Here is a 12,697-nt window from a genome sequence, read left to right as displayed (position 1 = left end):
CATGCACGTCCTCGTGGTGCACAACCGCTACTCCTCGGCGCAGCCGAGCGGGGAGAACAAGGTCGTCGACCAGGAGGTGGGGCTGCTGCGCGCGGCCGGCCACCGGGTCGAGGTGTTCGAGCGGCGCAGCGACGACATCGCCGCCCGGTCCCTCCTTGCCAAGGCCGCGGTGGCGCTGCTGGTGCCGTGGAACCCGGCGGTCCGCGCGGAGCTCGCCGCCCGGCTTCGCACCGAGCGGCCGGACGTGGTGCACGTCCACAACGTCTTCCCGCTCCTGTCGCCCGCGGTGCTGGCCGCCTGCGCCGACGCCGGCGTGCCCGCCGTTGCCACGCTGCACAATTACACCCAGGTCTGCCCACCCGGCACGCTGCAGCGGGACGGCCGGCCGTGCACCGAGTGCGTCGGGTCGGCGCCGCTGCCCGCCGTCCGGCACGGCTGCTACCGGAACTCCCGGCTGGCGACGGTGCCGCTCGCGGTCAGCCTGTCGGTCAACCGGCGGCGGTGGTGGTCCGGCGTGGAGCGGTTCTTCTGCATCTCCGCGGCGCAGCGCGACGTCCTGGTGCGGGCCGGCATGCCACCCGAGCGGCTGGCGGTGAAGCACAACTTCGTGCCCGACCCGGACGTCCGCCGAGCGGGCGCCGGCGAGCATCTGCTCTATCTCGGCCGGCTCGCGGAGGCCAAGGGCGTGCGGCTGCTCATGGCCGCGTGGGACGAGATCGCCGCGGACGGCGGTGTGGGTGTGCCGCTCGTGGTCGCCGGCGCGGGGCCACTGGAGCGAGAGGTGACCGCCTGGGCGGCGGGCCGGGACGACGTGCGGTACGTCGGCCTGTACGACCCGGCGGAGTGCCAACAGGCCATCGCGCGGTCGGTCGCCGTGGTGGCTCCCTCGACGTGGCTGGAGGCGTTCGGCCTGGTGGTCGTGGAGGCAATGGCGGCGGGGGTCCCGGCCGTCGCCGCCGGTCACGGCGCCTTCGTCGAACTCGTCGAGGACGGGGTGACCGGACTGCTGCACCGGCCGGGCGAGTCCGCCTCGCTCGCGTCCTGCCTGCGCCGGATCACGGCCGAGCCGGCCCGCAACCGGGAGATGGGCCAGGCGGCCCGGCGCCGTTACGAGCAGGATTTCACCTCGGCCGTCGGGCTGGAGCGCCTGGTGGAGGGGTACCGCACCGCGATCGCGGGTCGGTCCGGCGGCGGGGACAGCCCGCCGGTAAGCGATGGGGGCAGTAGATGACACGATGCCGACTCTGCGGCTCGGCGGCGATGGCAAGCGTCGTCGATCTTGGAGCGACCCCGCCGTGCGAGAGTTTTCTCGCCGCGGACCAACTGGACCAACCGGAGCCGGCGTACCCGCTGCACCTGCGGGTCTGCACCAGTTGCTGGCTCGCGCAGATCCCTCCGCTGATCACCCCGGAGGAGACGTTCACGCAGTACGCGTACTTCTCCTCCTACTCGACCTCCTGGGTGGAGCACGCGCGCACGTTCGTCGCCGACGCCGTACAGCGGCTGGGGCTCGGCCCCGATGCCTTCGTGGTCGAGGTCGCGAGCAACGACGGGTACCTGCTGAGGCATATGGTGGACCGTCAGATCCGCTGCCTCGGCATCGAACCGTCGGTGAACGTCGGCGCCGCGGCGCGGGACGCGGGTGTGCCTACGCTCACGGAGTTCCTGGATCCGGCCACCGGCGCCGCCGTCCGCGCCGAGCACGGCCCGGCGGACCTGGTCGTGGCCAACAACGTGTACGCGCACATCCCCGACGTGGTCGGGTTCACCCGGGGGCTACGCGCCCTGGTCGCCGACGACGGCTGGGTCTCCATCGAGGTGCAGCATCTGCTGACCCTGATCGAGGAGAACCAATACGACACGATCTACCACGAGCACTTCCAGTACTACACGGTCGCGTCCGCGACCCGGGCGCTGGCCAGCGGCGGACTCACGCTCGTGGACGTCGAGCTGCTGCCCACACACGGCGGCTCCATCCGGCTGTGGGCCCGGCCGGCCGAGGTGGCCGGCGAGCCGGCCAATGGGGTATCCCCTGCTCTGGGGGCCCCTCCCGGCCGAAGGCTGGGGGAGGAGCCGAGCGCTTGGGGAAGGGTGGCCGACGTGCTGGCCCGGGAGAAGGCCGCCGGGCTGCAGGAGCTGTCCGGGTACACCGAGTTCTCCGCTCGGGTGGCCAAGGTGCGCCGGGACCTTCTGCGGTTCCTCATCGAAGCGGCCGAGCGCGGCGAGACGGTCGTCGGCTACGGCGCCCCGGGCAAGGGCAACACCCTGCTCAACCACTGCGGCATCCGGCCCGACCTGCTCCCGTACACGGTCGACCGCAACCCCTACAAGCACGGCAGGTTCACCCCGGGCACCCGCATCCCGATCCTGCCGCCCGAGCAGATCAGCACCGACAGACCGGACTACGTGCTCGTCCTCCCGTGGAACCTGCGGGCCGAGCTGGTCGAGCAACTGTCCTTCGTGCACGCCTGGGGCGGCCGGCTGGTCTTTCCCATCCCGGAACTGAGCATTGTCGAGGTCGCGTCTTGAAAGGGCACAGCATGAAGGTCGTACTGTTCTGCGGCGGTTACGGGCTGCGTATGCGCAACGGAACCTCCGACGACATACCCAAGCCGATGACGATGGTCGGCCCGCGGCCGCTGATCTGGCACGTCATGCGCTACTACGCGTACTTCGGGCACACAGACTTCATCCTGTGTCTCGGGTACGGGGCGCACCACATCAAGGACTTCTTCCTCAACTACGAGGAGACGACGTCCAACGACTTCGTGCTGCGCAACGGGCGGACCGAGCTGCTGTCCACCGATATCGCCACTTGGACGATCACATTCGTGCAGACCGGCATCGAGTCACCGATCGGGGAGCGGCTGCGCCGGGTGCGGCACCACCTGGACGGCGAGGAGATGTTCCTCGCCAATTACGCCGACGTGCTCACCGACGCCCCGCTGCCGGAAATGATCGACCGGTTCGCCGTGCGCGACGCCGGTGCGTCGATGATGGTGGTGCCGCCGCAGTCCTCGTTCCACTGCGTGGAGCTGGGCGAGGACGGCCTGGTAGGAGGCATCACCGCGGTGAGCGAACTGCCGCTGTGGGAGAACGGCGGCTACTTCGTGCTCCGCCAGGAGGTCTTCGACCACATCCCGGAGAACGGGGACCTGGTCGCCGACGGATGTGCCCAACTGGCCAAGCACGGCCGGTTGGTGGCGCACCGGCACCGCGGCTTCTGGAAGCCGACCGACACCGTGAAGGAGCGGGCCGCTCTCGACGCCGCCTACGCCCGGGGCGACCGCCCGTGGGCCGTGTGGGAGCGGGACGGCGCGGGAGCGAACCCCGGGGTGAGGACCGCATGATCCAGCTCAGCGCCGGGCGTTTGGACCGGATCGTCGCGGTAGGCGCGCACTGCGACGACATCGCCATCGGCGTCGGCGGCACGCTGCTGACGATGTGCCTCGCGCGGCCGGGTATCCGCGTCGACGCGCTGGTGCTCTCCGGCGGTGGCAGCGAGCGGGAGCAGGAGGAGCAGGCCGCGCTCGCCGCCTTCTGCCCGGGCGCCGAACTGCGGCTGACCGTGCTCAAGCTGCCGGACGGCCGGCTGCCCGCGCACTGGGAGGAGGCCAAGGCCGCGGTCGAGGAGCTGCGCGAGCGGACCGAGCCGGATCTGGTGCTGGCCCCGCGTACCGATGACGCACACCAGGATCACCGCGGCCTGGCGAAGCTGGTGTCCACCGCGTTCCGCGACCACCTGGTGCTCGGCTACGAGATCGTCAAGTGGGACGGCGATCTCGGCCGTCCGGCGGCGTACCAGCCGCTGTCGCCGGAGACCGCCGAACGGAAGGTGCGGCTGCTGCAGGAGCACTACCCCTCGCAACGGCACCGGCCCTGGTACGACCGGGAGGCCTTCCTCGGTCTTGCACGAATCCGCGGCATCGAATGCCACGCGCGCTACGCCGAGGCGTTCGCCGTCACCAAACTCACTCTCAAGCTGGAGGGATGAACCTTGCGCGTACTGCTGACCGGACACCAGGGCTACCTGGGCACCGTGATGGCCCCGGTACTCACGGCCGCCGGACACGAGGTCGTCGGTCTTGACGCCGGCCTGTTCGCCGACTGCGTGCTGGGCCCGCCGCCCGCGGACCCGCCGGGGCGGAGGGTGGACCTGCGCGACGTCACGGCCGAACACGTGGCCGGGGTGGACGCCGTGATCCACCTGGCCGCGCTGTCCAACGACCCGCTGGGGTCGCTGGCACCGGAGCTCACCTACGACATCAACCACCACGCGTCCGTGCGGCTGGCCCGGCTGGCCCGCGACGCCGGAGCGCGGCGCTTCCTGTACGCCTCGACCTGCTCGGTCTACGGCGCCTCCGGCGACCCCGACTTGTCGAACTTGGTGGCCGAGGACGCCCCGCTGCGCCCGGTGACGCCGTACGCGGAGTCCAAGGTGCGGGTGGAGGACGACCTGCACGCGCTGTCCGACGGCGACTTCAGCCCGGTGTTCATGCGCAACGCCACCGCCTTCGGCTACTCACCCCGGCTGCGCGCCGACATCGTGCTGAACAACCTGGTGGGCCACGCGCTCCTGTCCGGCGAGGTGCTGGTGCTCTCCGACGGCACCCCCTGGCGCCCGCTGGTGCACGCCGCCGACATCGCACGGGCCTTCGCGGCCGCGCTGATCGCGCCGCGGGAGGCGGTGCACGACCGGGCGTTCAACATCGGCAGCGAGATCAACAACGTCACGGTCGCCGAGATCGCCGAGCAGGTCGCCGCGGCGGTATCCGGCTCGCGGGTGGTGATCACCGGGGAGAACGGTGCCGATCCGCGGTCGTACCGGGTGGACTTCTCCCGGTTCCGCGCCGCGGTGCCCGGCTTCGACTGCGAGTGGACGGTGAAGCAGGGCGCGCTCGAACTCGCCGACGCCTACCGGAAACACGGGCTGACCCGGGAGGACTTCGAGCGACGCTTCACCCGGCTTGCCGTGCTGCGTGCGGCGTCCGACGCCGGCGCCGTGGACGACACCCTGCGGTGGCGCCGATGACCGCGGTCGGCGAACAGCCGATGACCACCGCCGGCGAAGAGATGCACGCTCTGGTGGAGCGGTTGTACCCGCTGTGCCGGAGCATCACAGGCGACGGTGTGCGCGCCACCCTGGAGATCGTCGGCGAGTACGTTCCGCTGCAGGTGCACGAGGTGCCGACCGGGACGCAGGTGCTCGACTGGACGGTGCCGCAGGAGTGGAACATCCGGGACGCGTACATCGCCGACACCGCCGGCAACCGGGTCGTCGACTTCGCCGCGTCCAGCCTGCACGTGCTCGGCTACAGCGTGCCGGTGTCGGCGACCATGCCGCTGGCCGAGCTGCGTGGACACCTGCACACCCTGCCGGACCACCCGAGCTGGGTGCCGTACCGCACCAGCTACTACCAGCCGGAATGGGGGTTCTGTCTGGCCCAGGAGACCTTGGACGCGCTGCCGGACGGCGAGTACGAGGTGCGCATCGACTCCACACTCGCGGACGGCCACCTCACCTACGCCGAGCACGTGGTCCCCGGTCAGGTCCCCGACGAGGTGATCGTCTCCTGCCACGTCTGCCACCCGTCGCTGGCCAACGACAACCTGGCCGGCATCGCGGTGGCGACGTTCCTGGCCCGGGCGCTGGCGGAGGAGAAGCCCTGGTACACCTACCGGTTCCTGTTCGCGCCCGGCACCATCGGGGCGATCACCTGGCTGGCCCGCAACGCGGAGCGGGTGAATGGGGTATCCCCTGCTCTGGGGGCACCTCCCGGCCGAAGGCTGGGGGAGGAGCCGAGAGCTCGGGGAAGGGTCAAGCACGGGCTGGTGCTGGCCTGCGCCGGCGACTCGGGCCGGCTGACGTACAAGCAGAGCAGGCGCGGAGACGCGGAGATCGACCGGGTGATGCGCCATGTGCTGGTCGCCTCCGACCGCCCGCACCGCGTCGCCGAGTTCACTCCGTACGGCTACGACGAGCGGCAGTTCTGCTCGCCCGGGTTCGATCTCGGCGTGGGCTCGCTCAGCCGGACCCCGTACGCCGGCTACCCCGAATACCACACCTCGGCGGACAACCTGGACTTCGTCTCCCCGGAGGCGATGGCGGACACGCTCGCCGTCTGCCGCGAGGCATTCGCCGTGCTGGACCGCAACCGGCGGTACCTCAACCTCAGCCCCTACGGCGAGCCCCAGCTGGGCCGGCGTGGGTTGTACGACTCGCTCGGCGGCCGCAGCGACGCGAAGCAGGCCCAGATGGCCATGCTTTGGGTGCTCAGCCTCTCCGACGGCGAGCACAGTCTGCTGGACGTCGCCGAGCGGTCCGGCCTGCCGTTCGACACCGTCGCCGTCGCGGCCGGCGCCCTGCAGGGCGCAGGGCTGATCAAGGCATGACGCCGATGACCACCGAGGGGGAGAAGACGACAACACCGGCGGACCGGGCCGGACACGCCCGGCGGACCGCCAAGCGGGCCATGGTCGGCCGGCTGTCCTGGGGACTGGCCGACCAGGCGGCCTCCAGCATGACCAACTTCGCGGTGGGGATCTACGTGGCACGCTCGCTGGGGCTGGCCGCGTTCGGCGTGTTCAGCCTGGCCTGGGTGACGTACGGCGTGGTGCTCAACGTCTCCCGCGGGCTGGCCACCGACCCGCTCGTGGTGCGCTTCAGCGGCGTGCCGGCCGCGTCCTGGCGCACGGCGGTGGCCCGGTCGTCGGGTGCCGCGCTCGGCGTTGGTGCCGTCCTCGGCGCAGCGTGTCTGCTGGTCGGGCTGAGTCTCGGTGGCCGCGTGGGGCCCGCGTTCGCCTGCCTCGGCGTCGTACTGCCGGCGCTGCTGCTGCAGGACGCCTGGCGGTACTCCTTCTTCGCCGCCGGCACCGGGCAAAAGGCGTTCGCCAACGACCTCGTGTGGGGCGTCGCGCTCGTCCCGGCCATGGTGGTCGCGGCCCACGTGGGCAGCGTGGCCGCTTTCGTGCTCGCCTGGGGCGCGTCCGGCGCGGTGGCCGCGGGGTACGGCTGCTTCCAGTCCGGCATCCGGCCCCGGATGACCGGAGCGCGCGAGTGGCTTCGCGAGCATCGCGACCTCGGCTACCGGTACCTGGTCGAGAACGTCAGCGTCAGCGGCGCGAGCCAGCTGCGGGCGTACGGGCTCGGCGCGATTGTCGGGGTCGGCGCGGTGGGTGCGGTCCGGGGTGCCGAGCTCCTGCTCGGCCCGTTCCTCGCCGTACTGATGGGGCTGTCTCTGGTCACCGTCGCGGAGGCGGTACGGGTGCTGCGGCGGGCCCCGCACCGGCTGGGCACGTTCTGCCTCCTGCTGGGCGGCGGGCAGGCTGCCGCCGCGCTGCTCTGGGGCGCGGCGCTGCTGCTGGTGCCGGACCGGGTCGGTGAGTTCGTGCTCGGCGGCGTCTGGAGTTCTGCCTCGGAGCTCATCGTGCCGGCCACGCTCGGCGTCGCGGGCGCCGGCCTCGGCACCGGCGCGGCGGCCGGGCTGCGCGCGCTCGGCGCGGCTCGGCGCAGTCTGCGCTGCCAGCTGTTCGCCTCCGCCTGCTATGTCAGCGGTGGGCTCGGCGGAGCGGCCGTGGCCGGCACGGTCGGCTCGGCCTGGGGCGTCGCCGCCGCGACCGTCTGCGGCTCGGCCGTGTGGTGGCTGCAGCTGCGGTCCGCCCTGCGCGAGCGCCACCAGAAACCCATCCGCGAAGTGAGGACGCCATGACCGCCCATCCCCGGTTGAGCATCGGCCTGCCCGTGTACAACGGCGAGGAGTACCTTGCCGAGGCGCTCGACGCCCTGCTCGGCCAGACCTACGAGGGCTTCGAGCTGGTCATCTCCGACAACGCCTCGACCGACGGGACCGAGGACATCTGCCGCCGGTACGCCGCGCGGGACTCGCGTATCCGGTATCTCCGGCTGCCCCGGAACATCGGCGCCGCGCCGAACCACAACCATGTGTTCACCGAGTGCCGCGGCGAGCTGTTCAAGTGGGCCTCGCACGACGACCTGTACGCCCGGGACCTGCTGCGGCGCTGCGTGGAGGCCCTGGACGAGCGGCCGGACGTGATCCTCGCGCACAGCGGCCAGGCGGTCATCGACGGCGACGCCCAGGTGAAGGTCCCGTACGAATACGGGCTCGCCACCGACTCGCCGCACCCGCCGGAGCGCTTCCGCAGTCTGCTGTTCGAGCCCGGTGGCGACGACTTCTACGGGGTGATGCGGGCCGACGTGCTGCGCCGGGTGAAGCCGCACGACAGCTACCACCACGCGGACCGCACGTTCGTCGCCGAGATCGCCCTGCACGGGCCCTTCCACCAGGTGCCGGAGCTGCTGTACTTCCGCCGCGACCACCCCACCCGCGCCGAGCGGGCGAACCCCGGCAAGCGCTCCCGGTGCGTCAACCTGGACCCGCGCCGGGCAGGCCCGCTGCACCCGACGCCCCGACTGCTCGCCGAGTACGTCTGGGGCTTCGTCGCGGCGATCCGGCGGGCGCCGTTGTCCCCGGCCGACCGGCGCGCGTGCTACCGCCACCTGGCCGCGTGGATGGCCAGCCGGGTCCGGCCGGGCGCCGGCGAGCGGGTCGAGGACCGCGCCCCGGTCGACCCGGGCCGGCTCACTGTCTCCGTCGACGCCCTCGTCGCCGGCCGTGAGGGGAGGCAGGCATGAAGTCTGGACACGAAACTCCGGTGCGCGTCGGGGTGTTCGGCCTGCTCGGATCCGGCAACCTCGGCAACGACGGGTCGCTCGAGGCCGTGCTCGGGTACCTCCGCGCCGAGCACCCGGAGGCGGTCGTGGACGCGCTGTGCGGCGGACCGGAGGCCGTCGCGACCCGGTACCGGATCCCCGCGACGCGGCTGCACTGGTACCGCGGGGAGTACCGGACCGCGTCGCGTGCGGGCGCGATCGCGGCGAAGGGTCTGGGCAAACTCGTCGACGCCTTCCGCACCGCTGCCTGGGTGCGCCGGCACGACGTGGTGATCGTGCCGGGCATGGGCGTCCTGGAGGCCACGCTGCCGCTGCGGCCGTGGGGCTTCCCGTACTCGCTGTTCCTGCTCTGCGCGAGTGGCCGGCTGCTTCGTACCCGGGTCGCGCTGGTCGGCGTGGGCGCGGACAAGATCGGCGACCGGCCGACCCGGGCCCTGGTGCGCTGGTCGGCGCGGCTGGCCACGTACCGGTCGTACCGGGACGCCCTGTCCCGCGACGCGATGCGGGCGATGGGTGTGGACACCGCGCGCGACGAGGTCTTCCCGGACCTCGCCTTCGCCCTGCCGACGCCGCGGGAATGGGGTATCCCCTGCTCGGAGCTTGTCGGAGAGCTTGGGGAAGCGCCGCCGGGTCCGCCGGGCCCGGTCTGCGTCGGCGTCATGGCCTTCCACGGCGGCAACGACGACCGCGCCCGGGCCGAGGAGATCCACCGGCGCTACCTCGACGGGACGACCCGCTTCGTCCGCGCGCTGGTCGAGGACGGCAGGCCGGTCCGGCTGCTCACCGGCGACGAGGTCGACGTGCCGGTGGTCGCCGCGATCCTCGTCGCGGTGGACTCGCCGCTGGTCACCGCTGCCGAGGCGGCCTCGCTGGCCGACCTGATGAAGGAGATGGCGGCTGCCGACACCGTGGTGGCGACCCGGTACCACAACCTGATCTGCGCGCTGAAGGTCGGCACGCCGACCCTCGCACTCAGCTATGCGGCGAAGAGCGACGCGCTCATGGCGCAGATGGGGCTTGACGCGTACTGCCACCCGGCTCGCGACGTCGACGCCGACCGGCTGCTCGAGCAGTTCCGGGCGCTGGAGAAGCGATCGGCGGAGCTGCGGCGGACTCTCTCCGAGCGGAACCTGGTCGCCGCCCGGCGCCTTGAGCACCAGTTCACCGCCTTGACCGCGGCCCTGTTCCCGGCGACCGACCACACCCACGCCCACGCCATGCGGGAGGCTCCATGAAAGCGACCGGAATCCCGGCGATCGCCGACGCGTACGTGTTCGAGTCGACGCCGTACGCCGACGAGCGCGGCTTCTTCTGCCGCACCTTCGACGCCGACGTGGTCCGCTCGGTGGGCCTCGACCCGGACACCTTCGTCCAGGACAGCGTGTCCCGCTCGGCCCGGGGCGTGCTGCGCGGCCTGCACCTGCGCTCCGGCGCCGGCGAGGCCAAGCTGGTGCGGTGCTCGTACGGGAGGATCTTCGACGTCGTCGTGGACCTGCGGACGGATTCGCCGACCTACCGCAACCGGGCCTTCTTCGAGCTGTCCGGCGAGACGCAGGTGACCCTGTACATCCCGGCGGGGTGCGCGCACGGCTTCCAGGCGCTGACCGAAACCGCCGACGTCTCGTACCGGATCGACCGCCCGCACGATCCGGCCGAGGCCGTGACAATCGCCTTCGACGACCCGGAGCTCGCCATTCCCTGGCCGCTGCCGGTCACATCGATGTCCCAGCGGGACCGGGAGGCGCCGAGCCTCGCCGATGTCCTGCAGCAAAAAGATGAGGTGAGGTCGGCATGGCCACCGAAGGCACGGTAGACACCGAAGAGTTCCTCCTGCCCCGGTCGCGGCTGGCGAACGAGCGGCTGCACGCCATGATCCCCGGGGGCGCGCACACCTATGCCAAGGGCGACGACCAGTACCCCGACAACCTGGCCCCGGTCATCAGCCATGGGCGCGGTGCCCACGTGTGGGACATCGACGGCAACCGCTACATCGAGTACGGCTCCGGCCTGCGGTCGGTCAGCCTCGGCCACGCCCACCCACGCGTGATCGAGGCGGTGCGGCGGCAACTCGACCGCGGCAGCAACTTCGTCCGGCCGTCCATCGTGGAGGTCGAGGCCGCGGAACGCTTCCTGGCCACGGTGCCGACCGCCGAGATGGTGAAGTTCGCGAAGAACGGCTCCGACGCCACCACCGCCGCGGTGCGCCTCGCCCGCGCCGTCACCGGGCGCCCGCGAGTGGCCATCTGCGGCGACCATCCGTTCTTCTCCGTCGACGACTGGTTCATCGGCACCACGCCGATGTCCGCCGGTGTTCCGGCGGCGACCACCGAGCTCACCGTGGCGTTCCCTTACGGGGATCTGGCCGCCACGGAGGAGTTGCTCACCCGGTACCAGGACGAGGTCGCCTGCCTGATCCTCGAACCCGCCGGCCACACCGAGCCTTCCCCAAGCTCTCAACTTCGTTCGAGCAGGGGAGACCCCACTCCCGGGTACCTCGCCGGCCTGCGCGAGCTGGCCGACCGGCACGGCTGCGTACTGATCTTCGATGAGATGATCACCGGCTTCCGCTGGTCCGAGGCGGGCGTCCAGGGCCTGTACGGCGTCGTCCCCGACCTCTCCACGTTCGGCAAGGCGCTGGGCAACGGGTTCGCCGTCTCCGCGCTGGCCGGGCGCCGCGATCTGATGGAGCGGGGCGGGCTGCGTCACTCCGGCGAGCGGGTGTTCCTGCTGTCCACCACGCACGGTGCGGAAACGCACTCGCTGGCCGCCGCGATGGCCGTGCAAACCACCTACGTCGAGGAGGGCGTCACCGCGCGGCTGCACGCCCTCGGCGAGCGGTTGGCCGCCGGTGTCCGCGACGCCGCGGCCGGCATGGGCGTCGGCGACCACTTCGTCGTCCGGGGCCGGGCCAGCAACCTGGTCTTCGCCACCCTCGACGAGAACCGGCAGCCGTCGCAGGAGTACCGCACCCTGTTCCTGCGCCAGCTCCTCGCGGGCGGGGTGCTGGCGCCGTCGTTCGTGGTGAGCAGCGCGCTCAGCGACGCCGACATCGACCGCACCGTCGACGTGGTGGCCCAGGCATGTGCGGTGTACCGGAAGGCACTGGACGCCGCTGACCCCACTCCCTGGCTGGGCGGGCGACCGGTAAAGCCCGTATTCCGCCGCTTGGCGTGACGTGACGTCAGCGGCGCTCCAGCCGACCGACGTCGGCCATCCAGTCGGCTATCCGGTCGACCAGCCACGCGGTCGCCGGTGTCACCGCCAGCGCGGTGCACCAGCCGCCGAGAACGTCGGTCGGGTAGTGCGCGCCCAGGGCGACCTGCGCCCAGCCCATGGCAGCGCCGGCAACCAGCGCCGCGGCGAGCACGAGCAACGTGCCGGCCGTCCTGCCGAGGCTGAGCCGGCCGGTCGCGAGCAGCGCCACCACGAGGGCGAGCGCGGTGACAAAGGCGGTGTGCCCGCTCGGGTAGGACAGGTGCCCGTCGTGGATAGTGCGTCCCACCAGGGGCTTGAGCAGCGTCGTCGTCGCCACGGTCATGCCAACGCCGGCAACGACGAGCACCGCCGCGCGAGGCTGCCGAAGCAGCAGGCAGCCCGTCACGGCGGCCACGACCAGCGTCGCCGCTCCGGCGGGCTCCCCCAGGAAGTCCGTGGCCAGAGCGACGTGCCGCCACGGCGGCCGCACACTGTCCGCCGTCGGCTGGATGATCCACCTGTCCATCCTGCCGGGCTCGCTGTGGCCGGCGTACAGGACCCCGAGCACGACGACCATCAGCGTGGCGAGGGCCGCGATCAGCCCGAGCCATGCGCGCAGCGATGGGGGCAGCACCGGGGGCGCCGGCCGGCCGGTCACACGCCCACCGCGTCCGGTGGACCTGCGGTAGCTTGCCGTGATCGGTGGATGGTGTTCCGGATCTTGACTTCTTGACGCAGGGTGAGGGTGCGGCCCTTCATCCGACGGGTGGGCAGCCATGAATCAGCGGCTTCCTGTTTCCCCTGCTCCAG

At 71.9% G+C, this 12,697-nt stretch carries 12 protein-coding genes; 11 read left to right on the top strand and 1 reads right to left on the bottom strand.

What is annotated here, in order from left to right; all coding sequences use genetic code 11:
* Window position 1: 1 nt before the first annotated feature.
* From ACIHCQ_RS23750 to ACIHCQ_RS23700, 11 genes are read left to right on the top strand one after another with little or no spacing between them, the layout of a single operon-like run.
* Entirely contained in the window at window positions 2-1,231 is a 1,230-nt protein-coding gene (locus tag ACIHCQ_RS23750; protein WP_399665670.1) for a glycosyltransferase, read from the top strand.
* A complete protein-coding gene (locus ACIHCQ_RS23745) occupies window positions 1,228-2,529 on the top strand; it encodes a class I SAM-dependent methyltransferase (RefSeq protein ID WP_399665667.1) in 1,302 nt (433 codons plus the stop codon). Before ACIHCQ_RS23750 ends, ACIHCQ_RS23745 begins: the two co-directional genes overlap by 4 nt.
* Window positions 2,530-2,540: 11 nt before the next feature.
* Complete coding sequence (locus tag ACIHCQ_RS23740; protein WP_399665664.1) at window positions 2,541-3,350, top strand: glucose-1-phosphate cytidylyltransferase; 810 nt, start codon at window positions 2,541-2,543, stop codon at window positions 3,348-3,350.
* On the top strand, window positions 3,347-3,994 hold the full coding sequence (locus ACIHCQ_RS23735) for a PIG-L deacetylase family protein (protein ID WP_399665661.1): 648 nt from the start codon (window positions 3,347-3,349) through the stop codon (window positions 3,992-3,994). Before ACIHCQ_RS23740 ends, ACIHCQ_RS23735 begins: the two co-directional genes overlap by 4 nt.
* 3 nt (window positions 3,995-3,997) lie before the next feature.
* Window positions 3,998-5,032, top strand: a complete 1,035-nt coding sequence (locus ACIHCQ_RS23730) for an NAD-dependent epimerase/dehydratase family protein (protein WP_399665659.1) — start codon at window positions 3,998-4,000, stop codon at window positions 5,030-5,032.
* Complete coding sequence (locus ACIHCQ_RS23725; protein ID WP_399665657.1) at window positions 5,029-6,393, top strand: DUF4910 domain-containing protein; 1,365 nt, start codon at window positions 5,029-5,031, stop codon at window positions 6,391-6,393. The genes ACIHCQ_RS23730 and ACIHCQ_RS23725 overlap by 4 nt, the downstream gene beginning before the upstream one ends.
* Window positions 6,390-7,709, top strand: a complete 1,320-nt coding sequence (locus ACIHCQ_RS23720; RefSeq protein WP_399665654.1) for a hypothetical protein — start codon at window positions 6,390-6,392, stop codon at window positions 7,707-7,709. Before ACIHCQ_RS23725 ends, ACIHCQ_RS23720 begins: the two co-directional genes overlap by 4 nt.
* On the top strand, window positions 7,706-8,653 hold the full coding sequence (locus ACIHCQ_RS23715) for a glycosyltransferase family 2 protein (protein ID WP_399665651.1): 948 nt from the start codon (window positions 7,706-7,708) through the stop codon (window positions 8,651-8,653). The genes ACIHCQ_RS23720 and ACIHCQ_RS23715 overlap by 4 nt, the downstream gene beginning before the upstream one ends.
* The gene (locus ACIHCQ_RS23710; RefSeq protein WP_399665649.1) at window positions 8,650-9,927 is read left to right on the top strand and encodes a polysaccharide pyruvyl transferase family protein; all 1,278 of its coding nucleotides are present in this window, start codon (window positions 8,650-8,652) and stop codon (window positions 9,925-9,927) included. Before ACIHCQ_RS23715 ends, ACIHCQ_RS23710 begins: the two co-directional genes overlap by 4 nt.
* Window positions 9,924-10,505 (top strand): dTDP-4-dehydrorhamnose 3,5-epimerase family protein, encoded by a 582-nt coding sequence (locus ACIHCQ_RS23705; RefSeq protein ID WP_399665646.1) that lies wholly within the window; start codon window positions 9,924-9,926, stop codon window positions 10,503-10,505. The genes ACIHCQ_RS23710 and ACIHCQ_RS23705 overlap by 4 nt, the downstream gene beginning before the upstream one ends.
* The gene (locus ACIHCQ_RS23700; protein WP_399665643.1) at window positions 10,484-11,866 is read left to right on the top strand and encodes a glutamate-1-semialdehyde 2,1-aminomutase; all 1,383 of its coding nucleotides are present in this window, start codon (window positions 10,484-10,486) and stop codon (window positions 11,864-11,866) included. The genes ACIHCQ_RS23705 and ACIHCQ_RS23700 overlap by 22 nt, the downstream gene beginning before the upstream one ends.
* A 7-nt stretch (window positions 11,867-11,873) precedes the next feature.
* Here the strand turns inward: ACIHCQ_RS23700 and ACIHCQ_RS23695 are convergent, their stop codons facing one another.
* Complete coding sequence (locus ACIHCQ_RS23695; protein WP_399665640.1) at window positions 11,874-12,545, bottom strand: phosphatase PAP2 family protein; 672 nt, start codon at window positions 12,543-12,545, stop codon at window positions 11,874-11,876.
* Between the last annotated feature and the right edge of the window lie 152 nt (window positions 12,546-12,697).

Source organism: Streptomyces sp. NPDC052236, assembly GCF_044548015.1.
GTDB lineage: Bacteria > Actinomycetota > Actinomycetes > Streptomycetales > Streptomycetaceae > Streptomyces.
The sequence above is the reverse complement of the archived record's forward strand: the minus strand, read 5'-3'. Positions and strand labels throughout refer to the sequence as shown.

Bases quoted from the DNA above. Each gene is read 5' to 3' on its own strand.
- ACIHCQ_RS23750 (WP_399665670.1), top strand. From the start codon at position 2: ATGCACGTCCTCGTGGTGCACAACCGCTACTCCTCGGCGCAGCCGAGC.
- ACIHCQ_RS23745 (WP_399665667.1), top strand. From the start codon at position 1,228: ATGACACGATGCCGACTCTGCGGCTCGGCGGCGATGGCAAGCGTCGTC.
- ACIHCQ_RS23740 (WP_399665664.1), top strand. From the start codon at position 2,541: ATGAAGGTCGTACTGTTCTGCGGCGGTTACGGGCTGCGTATGCGCAAC.
- ACIHCQ_RS23735 (WP_399665661.1), top strand. From the start codon at position 3,347: ATGATCCAGCTCAGCGCCGGGCGTTTGGACCGGATCGTCGCGGTAGGC.
- ACIHCQ_RS23725 (WP_399665657.1), top strand. From the start codon at position 5,029: ATGACCGCGGTCGGCGAACAGCCGATGACCACCGCCGGCGAAGAGATG.
- ACIHCQ_RS23720 (WP_399665654.1), top strand. From the start codon at position 6,390: ATGACGCCGATGACCACCGAGGGGGAGAAGACGACAACACCGGCGGAC.
- ACIHCQ_RS23715 (WP_399665651.1), top strand. From the start codon at position 7,706: ATGACCGCCCATCCCCGGTTGAGCATCGGCCTGCCCGTGTACAACGGC.
- ACIHCQ_RS23710 (WP_399665649.1), top strand. From the start codon at position 8,650: ATGAAGTCTGGACACGAAACTCCGGTGCGCGTCGGGGTGTTCGGCCTG.
- ACIHCQ_RS23705 (WP_399665646.1), top strand. From the start codon at position 9,924: ATGAAAGCGACCGGAATCCCGGCGATCGCCGACGCGTACGTGTTCGAG.
- ACIHCQ_RS23700 (WP_399665643.1), top strand. From the start codon at position 10,484: ATGGCCACCGAAGGCACGGTAGACACCGAAGAGTTCCTCCTGCCCCGG.